Raw genomic sequence first — 16285 nt, 5'->3', positions numbered from 1 at the left:
ATTATGCGCGGGTCTCATAAGGAGGCCGGATGTCGGGCCGGGTCATGGTGCTGGGCGGCCTGCTCGTCCTGGGCGTCGCCGTCGCGGTCGCCGTCCTCGTCAGCAGGAGCCCGGATCCCGGCGGCCGGCCGGCGCCCGCCGTACGGGAGACCCCCGGTGCGATCGGCAAGGTCACCGAGCAGCGGCTCGACGAGCGCCGCATGGAGCTGACGATCGAGTCGCCCGCGCTGGAGGCCACCACCAGGGTCAGGCTGCTGCTGCCCAAGGGCTGGTCCCGCGACGCCGACCGCACCTGGCCCGTGCTGTGGCTGTTGCACGGCGGACTCGACAGCTACACCTCGTGGACCGCCAGGACCGACGTCGACCGGCTGACCAGGGACACCGGCGTCATCGTGGTCATGCCCGACGGCGGCAAGTGCGGCAGCTACTCCGACTGGTGGAACGGCGGCGAGGGCGGCGCCCCCCGCTGGGCCACCTACCACCTGAAGGAGCTGCTGCCGCTGCTGGAGTCCCGCTACCGCGCGGGCAGGCAGCGCGCCATCGCCGGCTACTCGATGGGCGGGCAGGGCGCCATGCTCTACGCCGCCGAGGGCCGCTTCCAGGCGGCGGCCTCCTTCAGCGGCGCCGTCGACATCCTGGAGCAGGGCGTGCCGCAGGCGGTCATGGCGGGGACCACGGTCGGCTGCTTCGGCACCGACTGGAAGCGGATCTGGGGCGACCCCGAAGCCCAGCGCGACATCTGGCGCGCGCACAACCCCTACGACCAGGCCGAGAAGCTCAAGGGCGTGCGCCTGTACGTGGCCTCGGGCACGGCCGAGTTCTGGGAGGATCCGGCCGAGCACCTGGCGGGCAAGGCGGGCAGAGCGTTCGCCGCCAGGCTCGAGGAGCTCGGCATCGCCGTGCAGACGCACTTCTACCGGGGCAGGCACGATCACGCCCACTGGCAGCGGGAGCTGCACCGCGCCTACCCCATGCTCATGCGCGCTATCGGTGCTCGGTGAGCTCCCGATGCTCGGTCAGGTCGAGCGCGCGCGGCGTGAGCCACCACACCGCGAGCCCCGCCAGCAGCATCAGCGCAGCTCCCGCCGCCCCCGTCACCGCGAGCGAGTCGGTGAAGGCCGCCTGCGCCTGCCGCGCCAGCGCCGCTCCCGCGGCCCCCGCTTCACGGGCGACGCGCAGCGCGCCGCCCAGTGACTCCTGTACGGCCTGCGAGGGGAAGCCGTCGGGCACGGTGAGATGGGCCCGGTAGACGGCCGCGGCGACGCTCCCGAGCACGGCGACACCCAGCGCGCCGCCCAGCTCGTAGCTGGTCTCCTCGATCGCGGCCGCGCTGCCGGCCTTCTCGGGCGGCGCGCCTGCCATGATCACCGCTGAGGCGATCGCCAGCGACCCCATGCCCGCGCCCACCAGCAGCAGCGACAGCGCGACAGGGCCGTAGCCCAGCGGGCTCGGCGCGACGAACAGCACGAGGAACCCTGCCCCCGCCACCAGCAGGCCGCCCGCCAGCACGGTCCTGGCGCCGACCCTGGCCGCCAGCGCGGGCGCCAGCGGCGACAGCACGAACGCGCCGACCGCGGTCGGCAGCATCCGCACGCCGGTCTCCAGCGGCGAGTAGCCCATGACGAGTTGCATCCACTGCGCCAGCAGCAACATCATCGCCGCCATCGCGATCGAGGTGGTCAGCGCGGCCACCGTGCCCGCGCCGAAGGACGAACTGCGGAACAGCCTGATCTCCAGTAGCGGATCCTTCCTGGTCAGGCAGCGTCGCACGAACCACGCCAGCGCCACGGCGGCGACCGTGAGGGCGATCCACCCGTCGAACGCGCCGAAGTGCTTGATGCCGTAGACGAGAGCGACCATTCCGGCGATGGACAGGAGCGTGCCGAGCGCGTCCCAGCGACCCGGGTTCGGATTGCGCGACTCGGGCAGCAGGATCAGCCCCGCCACGATCGCCAGGGCCATCACGGGCACGTTGACCAGGAACGCGGCCTGCCAGCTGAACACCTCCAGCAGCAGCCCGCCGAGGATCGGGCCGAGCGCGCCACCCAGTGCGGCCATCGCCGACCAGATGCCCAGCGCGGTGGCCCGCTCCTTCGGGTCGGTGAACAGGTTGCGGATCATGGACAGCGTCGACGGCATGATCATCGCGCCGCCGACGCCGAGCAGCGCCCTGACCGCGATCAGGGCGGCGGAGCCCTCGACCCACACCACCGCGACCGACGCCACGCCGAACAGCGCGAACCCGCTGATCAGCATCCTCTTGCGGCCCCACCGGTCACCCAGAGCGCTGACCGTGACCAGCAGCCCGGACACGGCCAGGGAGTAGGCGTCCACCATCCACAGCAGCTCGATCGCGCCCGGGCGCAGGTCTTCGGAGATGGCGGGCAGCGCCACGTTGAGGATCGTCATGTCCATGACGACGAGCAACAGGCTCGCCGACAGTACGGCCAGCGCCGCCCAGCGCCGTTCGGTGGTCATGAACCCGTTCCTTCGAAGAAGGTGTCGACGAGCAGCCCCGCCACGTCTCTCCTGGCCACGTCGCCCCTGCGCAGGCTCTCGCGCACGGCGACGAGCAGGCCGTACCAGGTGTTGCTGATCCAGCGGACCGGAAGGTCGGCGCGCAGCACCCCGGCCCGCTGGGCGGCGGCGAACAGCGCGATCTCCCGCTCTTCCAGCTCGTCGGAGCGGTGCAGCAGATCGGGGTTGACGCCCATGGCGTGGTCGGTCAGCGCGAAGCCGTGCTCGTCGGCCACCTCGACCAGAGCGGTGAGCAGCTCGCGCAGCGTGTCCCTCAACCGGTCCCCGTCGCTCTCCTGGGCGGCGGCGGTGAGGCCGACGGCGTCCTGCGCCTGCTGCCAGCGCTCCAGCGCGCGCCTTCCCAGAGCGGCGAGGAGGTCGTCGCGGCTGGAGAAGTGGCGGTGCAGGGTCGCTCTGCTGACCCCTGCCGCCTCGGCCAGTTCGGCCATGGAGGCGGTGGGATGCTCGTTGAGGTGGTGGATCGCCGCCGTGACGATCTGGTCCGCCGTCACCGCCATCATGCGTCTCCGTCTCTTTTGCGACATTAATGTCTCAAATGGTACATGATCATTTCATGTACGGTGATCTCCCCTTGACGGCAGGTACCAGGCGGAAGGGCCTTGGCTATCGTTCGGGCTGTGCACGAGACCTCCTTGCCGCCTGGCGCGGCACACTCCCAGCAGGTCGTCGAGGCAAGCGACTCGCGGACGCGGATCCTGGACGCGGCGGAGGAGCTGTTCGCCGGGGGAGGCTACGCGGCCACGCCGACCTCGTTGATCGCCAAACTGGCGCAGGTGCCGAAGGGCCTGCTGTTCCACTACTTCCCGCGCAAGATCGACGTCCTGGTGGCGCTGGTGGACGAGCGGACGCTGGTGGAGGAGGCGAAGGAGGTCGACGCGGTCCCCGGCGATCCCGCGGGCACGCTGTCCAGGCTCGCGCGGCGGCTACCGCTGCGGGCCTCACCGGCGATGCGGCGCATCCTGTTCAGGGAGGCCGACACCCACGGGTCGGTGCGCGAGCGGCTCGGCAGGTTGAACGGGGAGCTGATCGGGCGGGCGCGGTTCGCACTGGAGTTGGCGCTTCCCGGGGCCAGAGGGGACAAGGCCAGGCTGGAGGTGGCGGCGGCGACGTTCGCTGCGGTGCTGCTGTATCAGGAGAACCTCTGCCAGTTGACCGGCCACCAGATCGACCCTGACGCCGTCGCCGACCTCATCGCCCACTCCCTCGTCTGACGCCCCATGGGGGCGCGCGGCGCGCCCGTCCCTCCAGAGGGTCAGACGTCCCTCCAGAGGGTCAGACGTCCCTCCAGAGGGTCAGACGTCCCTCCAGAGGGTCAGACGGGGGCGAGGTCGCGGGTGAGGGCGGTGAGCTCGTCCATCGCGGCGTGCAGGTGGTGCATCAGCCGCCACTCGTCGTCCACGCGGGTGGGACAGGAGACGATGCCGAAGTCGAGCGCCCCGTCGTAGGAGAAGCAGGTGATGTTGAGCCCGCCGCTCACGTCCGTCAGCACCGACACCGGGTAGTACGACAGCACCCGCCCGCCGCACAGGTACAGCGGGAACTGCGGCCCAGGCACGTTGCTGATGATCAGGTTGATCGGCGGGAAGGCCATGGAGGCGAGCTTGAACACCGCGGGCGTCAACGCCGAGATCGGCGCGGGCAGCATCGCGCACAGCTCGTTCACCCAGCTCGCCGGCGACATCGCGAACCTGCGCTTGGCCGTGCGCATGGTCTCGCCCGTCGCGATCAGGCGCTCGCGCGCGCCGGCGACGTGGGTCGGCATCGGCGTGATCATGGCGGAGATCTGGTTGCCCGCGCAGTCGCGCGCGCTCGCCGTACGCACGGCCACCGGGACGGCGGCGATCAGCGGCTGGTCGGGCAGCGCGTCATGCTCGTCCAGCCACGCGCGCAACGCCGAGGAGCACACGGCCATCACGACGTCGTTGACGCTCAGGCCGAAGCTCTTGGCGACGTGCTTGACGTCCTTCAGCGGCACCGAACCGTAGGCGAAGCGCCGCTCGGCGCTGATGGGACCGTTCAGCGGCGTGCGCGGCGCGGACAGCGACGGCAGGTCGGGGCGCGGCCTGGCGTCGCGGGTGACGAACCGGGCGGCCTTGGCGATCAGCCGCGAACCAGGCAATGCGGAGACGATCGGGATCGCGTCGAGGTCGCCCGCGGCCCTGGCCAGCGAGAGGACCGCCTGCGCCGGATGCGAAGCCGCTCGTACGGCGGCGCCCGCCAGCATGTCGAACACGTGCGGCGCCTGCGGCGGCGGACACGACGGCGGCTCGACCGAGCGCGGCTCGGGGGACAGGTCGAGCAGCGTGGCCAGCGTCTCCGCGCCCGACACCCCGTCGATGGCCGCGTGGTGGACCTTGGTGTAGACGGCTACCCTGCCATCGGCCAGCCCGGTGATCAGATGCATCTCCCACAGCGGATGATCACGGTCGAGATGGCGGGCGTGGAGCGCGGCGACGGTCTCGGCCAGCTCCGCCTCGCCTCCCGGCGCGGGCAGCTCCACCTCGAACAGGTGGTTGTCGATCGAGAACTCGGGGTCGGGCGCCCAGTAGGGACGGTCCAGCCCGAACGGCACGCCCGCCACCCGAAGGCTCAGCGCCGGTGACAGGTGCCGCCGCTCCAGCAGCAGGGCCGCGAGACCCGCGCGCGTGATCGCACCCGATGGAGCGCAGCTCGGGTCGAGAATCGCCACCCCCGCCACGTGCGCGGCGGTCGTCGCGGACTCGGCACTCAGGAACTGCGCGTCGAGCGCGGTCAGCTGCGTCATCAGGCCTCCTCCTTCTTCAGGATGCGCTCATCGTGACTCGCCAGGATTTCGGGAACGTTTCTGCGAGAGTCTTTCAGATGAATTCGGGGGCGCGAACCAGTGATTGTGGAGAGCTTTATGACCTCCCAGCTCAGGTCGCCGAAGTGACAATTCCCTATCCGCTGGTAACCAAAATAGGGTGCCTCACGACGGCGTCGAAGTGGTACCCGAAGGGATGGCGCGCCCTGCGCATGGGCTGGCTCGCGCCGGTGTCGTCGACGGCCCTGGCGAGCAGGACGTGCGGCCCCTCCTCGCGCGGTGTCCACGCGATCCACCACGGCAGCCAGGCGTCGCGCAGGTGGCCGCGCTTCTCGGCGAGATGCCAGGTCAGGCCGTTGTCGGCGCTCACCTCGACGTGGTGGATCCGGCCCGTGCCCGACCACGACCTGCCGTACAGCGTCTGCCGCACACCGGCTTTCACGATGGCGGGCCAGGGCAGCTCGAACGCGCTTTTCACCGTCATGGTGGTCACACCGGGGTAAAAGAGAGTGTTCCATGGCGTGAACGACTCGCGGGTCGATACTTCGAGATCGCCCAGCCATTTGACGGAGGCGATTCCGGCCCAGCCGGGGACGATGAGACGGGCGGGGAAACCGTGGTCGGAGGGAAGGGGCGCGCCGTTCATCTCATAGGCGACCAGCACGTCGTCCAGCGCCTTTTCCACGGGGAGCGGGCGGCGAACGCGGCCGAGGTTCTCGCCCTCGTGCACGAACGGCTCGTCGAGGCCCGTGGCCAGCACGTCCACCGCGTCGGCTCGCAGGCCCGCCAGTTCCAGCAGGTGCCCGAGCGGCACTCCCTTCCACCGCGCGACGCCGACCGCGCCGAGGCCCCACTGCATGCCGGGGGTCGCCTCGCGCTGCTGCGTGCCGTAGAAGCGGCGGCCGTTGCCCGCGCACTCCAGCGCGACGTCCCTGATCCGGTACGGCATGGCGCGCAGCTGGTCGTAGCCGATCTCGAGGTGGCGGCGCAGTCCCCTGCCGTGCAGGCGCAGCCGCCAGGCGGCGCGGTCGATGCGAGGGGTGGAGGTGTGGTTGCGGACGAAGAAGCGGTCGGTGGGGGTGTGGTAGCCCTGGCCCGCCATCGCCTCCCAGCGCATCTCCGCGCTGCCCTCATGGAGGGTGAACAGGTGGGCCGGCAGGGGTTTGACGATGGTGTCGGTGGCTAGCCTCATGAATCTCCTAATTCCCTACCGATTAACTCTCTAATCCTGGCGGTGAAGGCACCTTCGTGTCGCGCGGGTTCGAGTGCGGGAATGAGGGTGATCACGGGGAAGGAGTGCTCGCATGAAGGCATATGTCGTGACAGGAGGCGGCAGGGGCGTCGGGCGGGCGATCGTGCGCCGCCTGCGCCAGGACGGCGCCGAGGTGGTCGCCATGGAGATGGACCCCGAGGCCCTGGCGTGGGCCGAGGCGGCCGGCGTGCACGCCGTGACCGGTGACGCGGGCGACGAGGCGGTCGTCGAGCGCGCCGCCGACCTCGCGGAGAAGGCCGGCACGCTCACCGGGTGGGTGAACAACGCGGCCGTCTTCAGGGACGCCTCCCTCCACGACACCGGCACGAGAGAGGTGCTGCGGCTCATCGCCGCCAACCTCGACCCCGTCGTCGTGGGCTGCGCGGTGGCGATCAGACGCTTCCTGTCGAGCGGCACCAGGGGCGCGATCGTCAACGTCTCCTCGCACCAGGCGCAGCGAGCGGTGCCCGGCTGCCTGCCGTACGTCACGGCCAAGGCGGCGGTGGAGGGGCTGACCAGAGCCCTGGCCGTCGAGTACGGCACGCGCGGCATCAGGGTCAACGCCGTCGCCCTCGGCTCGATCACCACCGAACGATACGAGCGCCTGCTCGCCGATCTCGACCAGGACGAGGCGGCGCGGGTCGAGGCGCAGATGGCCCAGGTGCATCCGGTCGGCAGGGTGGGCAGGCCCGACGAGGTGGCGGCGGCCGTGGCGCATCTGCTGTCGGAGGAGGCGGCCTTCATCACCGGCGCCACCGTGCCCGTCGACGGCGGCCGGTCGATCCTCGCCGTCGACCCCGAGGCGCACCCGCCCGTCACCTGATCGCCACCAAGATCCCCGCCACACCGCACCCGCCTGGCTGAACCCCGCGCTCCACCGCGGCTCGCGATGCGCCTCCAACGGCACGTGGTGGTCGCCGGGCGGGCGCGCCGAGCCTCCGCCCCCCGCGACCCGCCACCACCTCGCCGATCGCGGCGAAGGGAGGAGCCTAGCGGCCGAGGAACGCCAGCAGTCTGTCGATCGGCCAGGTGTTGATCACGTCGTCCGGCGTCAGCCACGCCCGCTGTGCGATGCCGACACCGAAGCGCTGGTTGCGCAGGTGGGGGATGGCGTGGGAGTCGCTGTCGACGGAGAACTTCACCCCGTGGTGCTTGGCCAGCCGTACCAGGTCGGAGGGCAGATCGGAGCGGTCGGGGAAGGAGTCGATCTCCATCGCCGTGCCGGTGCGGGCCGCGACGCGGAAGACCGCCTCCCAGTCGGCGTCGACGGGCTGCCGCTTGCCGATCTTGCGGGTGGTGGGGTGGCCGATGATGTCGACGTAGGGGTTCTCGCAGGCGGCGATGAAGCGCCTGGTCATCTCATCGCGGCTCTGGGTGAAGTGGGAGTGAACCGAGGCCACGCACACGTCGAACTCCCTCAGCACCTCGCCCGGCCAGTCGACCGAGCCGTCCGGGGCGATGTTGAGCTCGGTGCCGTGCAGCAGCCGCATGCCGGGGTAGTCGCGCTGCAGCTCCCGCAGGGCGCCGCGCTGCTCGATGGCCTTGTCGAGCGTCATCCGCTGCATGGCCAGGTCGGGCGCGTGGTCGGTGACCGCGTAGTAGGCGTAGCCGAGCGCGTGGCCCGCCGCGACCATCTCCTCCAGGGAGGCGATGCCGTCGGTGAGGTTGGTGTGGGTGTGCAGGTCACCCTTGAGATCGTCGAGGGTGACCAGAACGGGCAGCTCGCCGCGCAGCGCCGCGCGCACCTCGCCGCCGTCCTCGCGCATGGTCGGCGGCACCCACTGCATGCCGAGCGCGGCGTAGATCTCCTCCTCGGTCTGCGAGGCGATCAGCCGCTCGCCCTCGAACAGGCCGTACTCCGACAGCTTCCAGCCCTTCTTCACCGCCATCTCGCGGATGGTGACGTTGTGCTCCTTGGAGCCGGTGAAGTAGATCTGCGCGGCCCCCCACGCCTCGGCGGGCACCCTGCGCAGGTCGATCTGGATGCCGCTGGTCGTGCGCACCGAGGTCTTCTTCTCCCCGGCCGCGATCACCTCGGCGACGTACGGCTGCGCCCTGAACTCCTCCATGATCGATTCAGGCGCCACGGCCAGGATGTCGATGTCGCCGATCGTGTCCTTCATCCGCCGCAGCGACCCCGCGTACGCGAGCCGCTCGGCGCTCAGGGACGCCATGACGGTCTCGGCCAGCGACATCGCCACCCCGATGTGGACCCGCCTGCCCGCCTGCTCCAGCTGCTCGACGCCCTTCACCAGGTTGGCGAGCGTCTTGGGGCCCAGCCCCTTGACGCCGTCGAGCCGTCCCGCGCCGATCGCCTCGGCGAGCGCGGCGGGCGAGTCGATGCCGAACTCCTCGAACAGCATGATCGCCGTCTTCGGCCCGAGCGTCGGCACCCTGGTCAGCCGCCGCACGCCGTCGGGCACCCTGCCGCGCAGCGCGTCGAGCTGTCTGAAGCTACCGCGCTGCAGGAACTCCTCCATCTTCAGCGCGATCGCCTCGCCCACCCCGGGCACCTTGCGCACGTCGACCTGCGAGATGTCCTCGGGGAACCCGGCGATCGCCTTGGCCGCCTTCTGGTAGCTGCGCACCCTGAAGGCGTCGCCGCCGGTGAGCGCGAACAGCTCCGAATATTCCTGAAGGGCGGCTGCCGCCTCGTCGTTAGCCCGTGCCATGGGGCCCAGCGTAGGGGAACGCTCTGACACTTCCAGATCACGGATCGGCCTGAATTGAATGTCGCCCCTTGTGTCAGGTCAGGTGCGATCAGTACTAACGGAACTGAACCTTCTGGAGGAACTCCGTGCGCTTACGTGTTCTGATCCCTCTGCTGTCCGTTCTGCTCCTTCCCCCCGGTACGGCCACCGCCGACCCCGTGCCTCCCGTCAGGGACTTCGGCAACGGCGCCGACCGCAACGAGGAGGCCGCCGGACTGGCGGAGTCCACGGCCAAGACCCTGCGCGAGGCCGAGCTGTCGTGGCATTCCGACCACGGCCGCGGCTACCCGCGCACGACCACGCTCCCCATCCCGCCGGAGAACCCCGCGGACGCCTCCATCAAGCTCGGTCTCATCCCGCACCACGCCATCGCCGCCAAGCTCAACCAGCTCCAGGCCGTCGGCGACAGGGTCAGCGCCGAGGTCGTAGGCCGTTCGGCGGGCGGACGCGACATGTACCTGGTGACGGTCACCGCCCCGGAGAGCGCCGCGGAGACGCGCAGGCAGGAGCAGCTGCGTCAGCAGATCGAGAGCGGTCGTGCCGTCCAGGCCAGGCACTACAAGGCGCCGGTCTTCGTCAACGGCAACATCCACGGCAACGAGTGGGAGGGGACCGACGCCAACCTGCGCGTCATCGAGGAGCTGGCCACCAGCACCTCGCCCCAGATCAAGGACCTGCTCGCGCACACCCGCCTGTACTTCAACATCACCGCCAACCCCGACGGCCGCGTGCTCGGCCAGCGGCCCAACGGCAACGGCTTCGACCTCAACCGCGACTTCGTCACCGCCTCCCAACCTGAGACGCGGGCGATGCGCCAGATCATGATCGACAACCAGCCGGTGGTCATGATCGACCTGCACGGCTACGTCAACGGCACCCTGGTCGAGCCGACCACCCCGCCGCACGGCGCCAACTACGAGTACGACCTGTTCATCAGGAACGCCTACGCGAACGCGCTCGGCATCGAGAAGGCCATCCTCGCGCTGGGCTACACCCCCGAGAAGGACGGCACGTTCCCGCCGCAGATCCCCTTCCGCGACTCCGCCGAGGGCTGGGACGACTGGCCGCCGATCTTCACCCCGCAGTACGCCCCCTTCCACGGCGCGGTCGCCTCGCACACCATCGAGTTCCCGATGCGGGTCAACGGCAGCGACTACACCACGCAGCCCGTGGCCGAGCTGCAACGCCGCAGCCGCATCAACGTCGACATCGCCTCGGCCGCGATCAGGGCCACCTACACCTTCGTCCAGAACAACAGGGAGAGGCTGGTCGGCGACCAGGCCGAGATGTTCAGGCGCGGAGCGGCGGGCGAGCCGTCCAAGCAGGTGCCGCTCGGCATCGTGCCGGGCTTCGGCCCCGAGGACGTCTACAACACCACCTACCCTCGCGCCTACGCCATCCCGGCCGCGGGCCCCTCGGCCGCCCGCCTGGTCGACCACCTCATCGCCAACGACGTGAAGGTCGGCAAGGCGGTCCTGCCGTTCCGCGCCGGCGGCAGGACCTACCCCGCGGGCACCTACGTGGTCGACATGCGCCAGCCCAAGCGCGGCATGGCCAACGTCATGCTGGAGCCCGGGGCCGACATCAGCCAGCGGGTCGACGCGATGTACGACATCTCCGGATGGAGCCACGGCCTGCTGTGGGGCGCGACGGCCGATCCGGTCACCGACCGCCGATTCCACGTGGCGGCCGTGCCGGTCAAGGCCGCCTCGCCCACCGGCTCGGTCCCGCACGGCGGCGGGCCTCTCGCGCTCAAACTGGACGACGCCAAGGCGGTGCGGGCGCTCAACGACCTGCTCGGCCAGGGCGTGGCCGTCACACTGGCCGCCGACGGCGCCGCCATCGTGCCCGCCTCGGCGCGCGCGGCCGCCGGCACCGTCGCCGACCGGTACGGCGTGCCGTTCACCAGGGCCGGGCAGACCTCGGGCACCCCGCTGGCCGGCGTGCGGATCGCCGCGGCTGTCTCCGCCGACGAGCTGTTCACGCTGCGCGAGCTGGGCTTCGCCGTCACCCCCGTCTCGACCGCCGTGCTGAACGCGGGCTTCGACTGGAGCGGCACCGACGTCCTGTTCGTCTCCAGCGGGCTGTCGTTCGGGGCGCTCAACCCCACGGCCAAGACGGCGATCGAGGCGTTCATGGCCAAGGGCGGCGTCGTCACCCGCGGCGGCACCGGCGCGAGCTTCAACGCCGCGGCCGGGCTGCTGACCGCCACCGCGGTGGCGGGCCGCGGCGACGCCAACGGCGTGGTCAGGGTGTCGTCCACCACCGGCCCCGTCGGCACGGCCTCGCCAGCGCACTCGTTCGTGTACTCGCCGCGCTGGTTCACCGCGCTCGGTCCCGAGGTGAAGGTGGAGCAGTCCTACGCCACCGAAGGGCCGCTGGTCTCGGGCCACTGGCGGGCCAACCCCGACGGCACCGGCGGTCCCGAGGCCGCCAGGGGCCAGGCGGCCGTGGTCAGCGGCAGGGACGAGCGCGGCGCGGCCGTGGTGCTCTTCGGCACCGAGCCGATGTTCCGCAACCACCCCAAGGGACTGTTCCCGCAGGTGGCCAGGGCGCTGTTCTGGACCGCCTCCTCGGCGAAGGTCCTGACCCCGTAGACGGGCTGCGTGGGCGTCCCCCCTCGCCCACGCCGCCGCCACCGCGCGAGCCGGGCCGTACCCCCCTGACGGCCCGGCTCCCGCATCCGTCCGGCGCGTGCGACGTGACGGCGGCCCGCCGCAGTCCCGCTGGAGCACGCGTGATGGACGGGCGGTCACCGGCGGACCAGGGTGGCCCCTGCCCGGCGTGCCGTACACCCGACGGTCAGAAACGCACCTCGCGCGGGCGGTACGGCTCGGCGAGGAAGGCGAGCTCCTTCTCGCTGAGGTCCACGGACACCGCCGCCACCGCGTCGTCCACGTGCCGGTCCTTGGTCGCGCCGACGATCGGGGCAGTCACCCCCGGCTGCCGCAGCAGCCACGCCAGCGCCACCTGCGCGGCAGGCAGCTCACGGTCGCGGGCCACCTCGGCCACCCGCTCCAGGACGAGCCGGTCGTTGTCCGGGTCGTACAGGTAGTCGATCCTGCCGTCCGAGCCGCTGCGCGCGGTGTCGGAGGAGGCCGAGCCCGCGCGGGCCAGCGTGCCGCGCGCCAGCGGGCTCCACGGGATCACCCCGACGCCCTGGTCGGCGCAGAGCGGCAGCATCTCCCGCTCCTCCTCTCTGTAGAGGAGGTTGTAGTCGTGCACTTCATGCTAGATGTTGACCATGACGCCGACAGCATCCCCCATTCCTGTCGTCTCCTACGCCCGTATCTCGGCCGACGTCCGGCGCGACGAGCACGGAGTGCAGGATCAGCACAAGGTCAACCGGCGGACGGCCGCCAAGTACGGCTGGACTGTCGTGTACGAGTTCACCGACAACGACCGGTCGGCAGCGAAAGCGGACATCGTCCGGGACGACTTCGAGGCGATGCTACGCGCGCTGCGGGCGGGCAAACTGCTGAACGGCACGCTCGTTCAGGGCGTGGTCATCGTCGCGGCGGACCGGCTCGCCCGCCGCCCCGGCGACTACGAGCGCTTCGTCGAAGCGATCACCTACCAGGACGGGAGGGTGTTCGCCGACGCTCAGGGCCGCCAGGACCTGTACAGCGAGGACGTGGAGAGCATGGGCCTCTTCGGCGCGGTCATCTCCAAGATGGAGGTCCGCAAGATGCAGCGCAGGATGCGGCGCTCGCACCGGTCCCGCGCCGAGAAGGGAACACCAGCGGGCGGGCCTCGCCCCTTCGGCTGGAAGCCGGATCGCCTCGCCCTGGAGGAGAAGGAAGCCGCTCTGCTGAGCCAGGCGGCCAGGGACTTCCTCGGCGGCCGTTCCGTTCACTCCATCGTGCGGGAATGGCAGGAGAAGGGCGTCAAGACCTCGCTCGGCAACCAGTGGTCCGTGAACTCCCTGAAGGTGGCGCTCTGCAACCCCCGCATCTGCGGGCTACGCGAGATCGGCGGTGAACTCGTGCGCGACCCGGACGGCGAGCCGATCCGAGGTCAGTGGACGCCGATCATCACCATCGACGAGTGGACCGCGATCCGGGCCGTGTTCGACAGCCGCAAGGGGTACTTCGTCGGACGAGACATGAAGATCGTGAAACCGCACGCGGCGGACTACCGAGACCCCACCTATCTGCTGGCGGGCATCCTGCGCTGCGGTGCCACGCTTCCGGACGGAAGGCTCTGCAACACCCCGCTCCGGTCCAACCGCCAGAAGAACGCGGGACATCACACGTACTGCTGCCCGAGCAAGTCGGAGGGTGGTTGCGGCGGGGTGTCTCGACGCGGCGACAAGGTCGATGAGTACATATCGGAAGCCGTGCTGGCGAAGCTGGAAGAGAGGTCGTTCAGCGCTGCAGCCCAGCAGACCCAATGGAGCGGTGAGGCGGATCTGAAGGATGTGCAGGAGCGGATAGACGAGCTGACTCGTCAGTGGAACGCCAAGAACATCGGCAACGAGCTGTTCTTCAACCTCATCCCGGGCTTGGAGAAGGAGAAAGCACGGCTTCGAGCGGAAGAGGCCAGCATCACCGCTTCCGCTGAGATCCGGCAGGTGCGCGCCAACACAGACGTAGCCGAGATCCGGCGGCGTTGGTACCTGCCCGAAGCGGAAGGCGGACTCCCCGTTTCGCGGAAGCGCGCTTACATCCGTGAGGCGCTTCACGCAGTGATCGTTTACCCGGCTGGCAAGGGCAACAAGGTCTTCGATCCAGATCGGCTTGATCCCATCTGGAAAGAGGGCTGATCGGTAGGACGTCCAAGACGTCTTCCGCTCGCCTGCGAGGCTGTCATCCTTACCTCAGGGTGACAGCCTCCTTGCTTTCACACCTATGCAGCCGTAGGCAGCCGGACGCCACGGGACGCAGCCGTATGCAGCCGGACGCCGAGGGACGTCCTTGCGTCCGCTGAGGCGGGAACTTCGGTCCGAGTGAACACGTCCTCGTAGTGGTACAACCGATCTACGCAAGAAGCTACCGACCCACCCACGGCACGACACAGCGAGTATCTCGGCGAATCACCTCAGGCGCATACACGAGCCCGGGCACACCATCACTTCTCGACCACCGATGATCCGTCGGAGGGCCCCGGCCCGGCGGTAGGTGTCCACACAGAGCGCGCCATTCACACTCTCGCCGCACTCCATCACTGATCTTTCTCGCTGCTGCGCTCCACCCGCCAACAGCTGTCTTCAGGCTGCCCTGACGGCGTGCGCTCCGTCGTGGACGTCAGGTGCGGCGGTGGCTCCACCCACGAGGGAAGGAGGCCACCTGAACCCTGAAACCCCCCTGTCTGCCCAGGAGTGGGGCAGGCAACAAGCCGCTCGATCTCCTCGCTGGTCGGAGGAGAAATGGCAGCGCATCGCCACGGTCCTCGGCGTCTGCGTCGCCCCCGCCTCCCTGCCCGACGACACATCAGGCAAGGAGGCCGCGTGACCGTGTCCCCTACCTTCTCCGCCGACATGGTGGCCGCGATGGAGCGCGCGGCCATGCCGGACTTCGCCCGCTGGCAACGCATGGTGTACGCCACCGGCGGATGCGCTCAGCCCGTCCGGCTACACGGCGAAAGGCTCACCCTGGACAGCCGGACGGGCGAGGTCCTGGACGTGTATCGCACCGCGGACGAGCCGACCGGGTTCCTGCTCACGGCGTGCGGCAACCGACGTGCGTCCCGGTGTCCAGCCTGCTCGGCGGTCTACAAGGACGACACCTACCACCTGATCATCTCCGGACTGCGCGGCGGCAAGGGCGTCCCCGAGGAGGTCAGCGGGCATCCGCGCGTGTTCGCCACCTTCACCGCCCCGTCCTTCGGCGCGGTCCACGCCCACCGCGAGCAAGCAGGCAAGACGCGGCCATGCCGTCCCCGCCGTGACCATCCCGTCTGCCCACACGGACGGCCCGAGGGGTGCGGGCGGAAGCATGACCGCGATGATCCACAGGTCGGACAACCGCTGTGTGTGGACTGCTACGACTACATCGGGGCCGTGCTGTGGAACGCGCACGCGGGCGCGCTGTGGCGAGAGTTCACCAAGACCATGCCGTCCGTCCTGGCTCGCCTGCTCGGCGTCACCCGCGCCGCACTGCGCCGGACGGTCCGGCTGTCGTACGCCAAGGTCGCCGAATACCAAGCACGCGGCCTGGTCCACTTCCACGCGGTGATCCGGCTCGACGGACCGGACGGACCAACCGACCGTCCACCGGACGGGGTCTCGGTCGAGCTGCTCGACCGGGCGTTACGCCAGGCCGCTCAACAGAGTGCCGTCCGAGTGACGGACGGACCGTCGCTGACCGTTCGCTGGGGTGATCAGCTCGACGTCCGACCGGTGTACGTCTCGCCCGACCTGGACGGCGTGAGCGATCAGCGGGTGGCAGCGTACGTGGCCAAGTACGCCACCAAGGGTGCCGAGTCGGCCGGAACCGTCGACCGCCCGATCCGGCAGCCGTGGGAGATCGCGCGGCTGAAGGTGTCCGAGCATGCCCGTCGCATGATCTACACGTGTTTCAGCCTGGCCGACCTTCCTCCGTACCGAGAGCTGCTGCTTCGGCAGTGGTCCCACATGCTCGGCTATCGGGGCCACTTCTCCACCAAGTCACGCCACTACTCGATCACCCTCGGAGACCTCCGGCAGGTACGAGCGGACTATCGCGCCGAGCAAGCCCGCATCCTCCTCGGCCTCCCCGACCCCGACCCAGACAAGACCCTCACGGTCGCCGAGTGGCGCTATGCCGGGAGCGGCCTCCGCAACGGAGAGCCCTTCTGGGCCGAACTCGCCCGCCAACGCATCGCCACAGCGCGTCGCACCGCACGCGATCGAGACAAGCACGTGGCCTGATCGGCCCCGCACGGGCAGCACATGACCGCACGACTGAGCCCAAGATGGGTGCTAGCGCTAGGGCGCGTATCGAGTCGTGATCAAGTGGTGGTCCGGGTGAGGTGCTTGACCCAGATCATTGAGGCGCGCAGATGGAGGCCGGCGAGGTAGCT

12 protein-coding genes are annotated in these 16285 nt (G+C 70.1%); 6 read left to right on the top strand and 6 right to left on the bottom strand.

Annotation, left to right across the window (positions count from 1 at the left end; all coding sequences use genetic code 11):
* The first annotated feature begins 29 nt into the window (after positions 1-29).
* Positions 30-1001 carry an alpha/beta hydrolase family protein gene (locus AB0B45_RS45620; RefSeq protein ID WP_358144347.1) on the top strand — a complete coding sequence of 324 codons (972 nt, stop codon included), beginning with the start codon at positions 30-32 and terminating at the stop codon, positions 999-1001.
* On the opposite strand, the gene AB0B45_RS45615 is transcribed toward AB0B45_RS45620, so the two are convergent.
* Together AB0B45_RS45615 and AB0B45_RS45610 are read right to left on the bottom strand one after the other, a co-directional pair.
* Positions 985-2478, bottom strand: a complete 1494-nt coding sequence (locus AB0B45_RS45615) for an MFS transporter (protein WP_358144345.1) — start codon at positions 2476-2478, stop codon at positions 985-987. The two genes, AB0B45_RS45620 and AB0B45_RS45615, sit on opposite strands and share 17 nt — an antisense overlap.
* Complete coding sequence (locus AB0B45_RS45610) at positions 2475-3038, bottom strand: TetR/AcrR family transcriptional regulator (RefSeq protein ID WP_358144343.1); 564 nt, start codon at positions 3036-3038, stop codon at positions 2475-2477. The genes AB0B45_RS45615 and AB0B45_RS45610 overlap by 4 nt, the downstream gene beginning before the upstream one ends.
* A 117-nt stretch (positions 3039-3155) precedes the next feature.
* Between AB0B45_RS45610 and AB0B45_RS45605 the strand changes: the two genes are divergently transcribed.
* Positions 3156-3749, top strand: coding sequence for a TetR/AcrR family transcriptional regulator (locus AB0B45_RS45605; protein ID WP_358144341.1), 594 nt, complete (start codon positions 3156-3158; stop codon positions 3747-3749).
* A gap of 101 nt (positions 3750-3850) precedes the next feature.
* On the opposite strand, the gene AB0B45_RS45600 is transcribed toward AB0B45_RS45605, so the two are convergent.
* Together AB0B45_RS45600 and AB0B45_RS45595 are read right to left on the bottom strand one after the other, a co-directional pair.
* On the bottom strand, positions 3851-5302 hold the full coding sequence (locus tag AB0B45_RS45600) for a wax ester/triacylglycerol synthase family O-acyltransferase (RefSeq protein ID WP_358144339.1): 1452 nt from the start codon (positions 5300-5302) through the stop codon (positions 3851-3853).
* 154 nt (positions 5303-5456) lie between these two features.
* A complete protein-coding gene (locus AB0B45_RS45595; protein ID WP_358144337.1) occupies positions 5457-6512 on the bottom strand; it encodes a sulfite oxidase in 1056 nt (351 codons plus the stop codon).
* A gap of 112 nt (positions 6513-6624) precedes the next feature.
* Here AB0B45_RS45595 and AB0B45_RS45590 point away from each other — a divergent pair, with 112 nt between their 5' ends.
* A complete protein-coding gene (locus tag AB0B45_RS45590; protein ID WP_358144335.1) occupies positions 6625-7395 on the top strand; it encodes an SDR family oxidoreductase in 771 nt (256 codons plus the stop codon).
* A 166-nt stretch (positions 7396-7561) separates the two neighbouring features.
* Here the strand turns inward: AB0B45_RS45590 and polX are convergent, their stop codons facing one another.
* On the bottom strand, positions 7562-9244 hold the full coding sequence (polX, locus tag AB0B45_RS45585) for a DNA polymerase/3'-5' exonuclease PolX (protein WP_358144333.1): 1683 nt from the start codon (positions 9242-9244) through the stop codon (positions 7562-7564).
* A 125-nt stretch (positions 9245-9369) separates the two neighbouring features.
* On the opposite strand from polX, the gene AB0B45_RS45580 reads away from it, so the two are divergent.
* Positions 9370-11880, top strand: coding sequence for a M14 family zinc carboxypeptidase (locus AB0B45_RS45580; RefSeq protein ID WP_358144331.1), 2511 nt, complete (start codon positions 9370-9372; stop codon positions 11878-11880).
* Positions 11881-12085: 205 nt separating this feature from the next.
* Here AB0B45_RS45580 and AB0B45_RS45575 read toward each other — a convergent pair whose 3' ends face one another.
* Complete coding sequence (locus AB0B45_RS45575) at positions 12086-12508, bottom strand: aldo/keto reductase (RefSeq protein ID WP_358144329.1); 423 nt, start codon at positions 12506-12508, stop codon at positions 12086-12088.
* A gap of 19 nt (positions 12509-12527) precedes the next feature.
* On the opposite strand from AB0B45_RS45575, the gene AB0B45_RS45570 reads away from it, so the two are divergent.
* Together AB0B45_RS45570 and AB0B45_RS45565 are read left to right on the top strand one after the other, a co-directional pair.
* On the top strand, positions 12528-14048 hold the full coding sequence (locus AB0B45_RS45570) for a recombinase family protein (RefSeq protein WP_358144326.1): 1521 nt from the start codon (positions 12528-12530) through the stop codon (positions 14046-14048).
* A gap of 684 nt (positions 14049-14732) precedes the next feature.
* Positions 14733-16133, top strand: a complete 1401-nt coding sequence (locus tag AB0B45_RS45565) for a replication initiator (protein ID WP_358144324.1) — start codon at positions 14733-14735, stop codon at positions 16131-16133.
* Positions 16134-16285: the final 152 nt, after the last annotated feature.

Origin of the sequence: Nonomuraea sp. NPDC049152 (assembly GCF_040648355.1) — a bacterium.
Classification (GTDB): Bacteria; Actinomycetota; Actinomycetes; order Streptosporangiales; family Streptosporangiaceae; genus Nonomuraea.
Note: the sequence above shows the minus strand (reverse complement) of the source record. Positions and strands in the feature narration are given on the sequence as shown.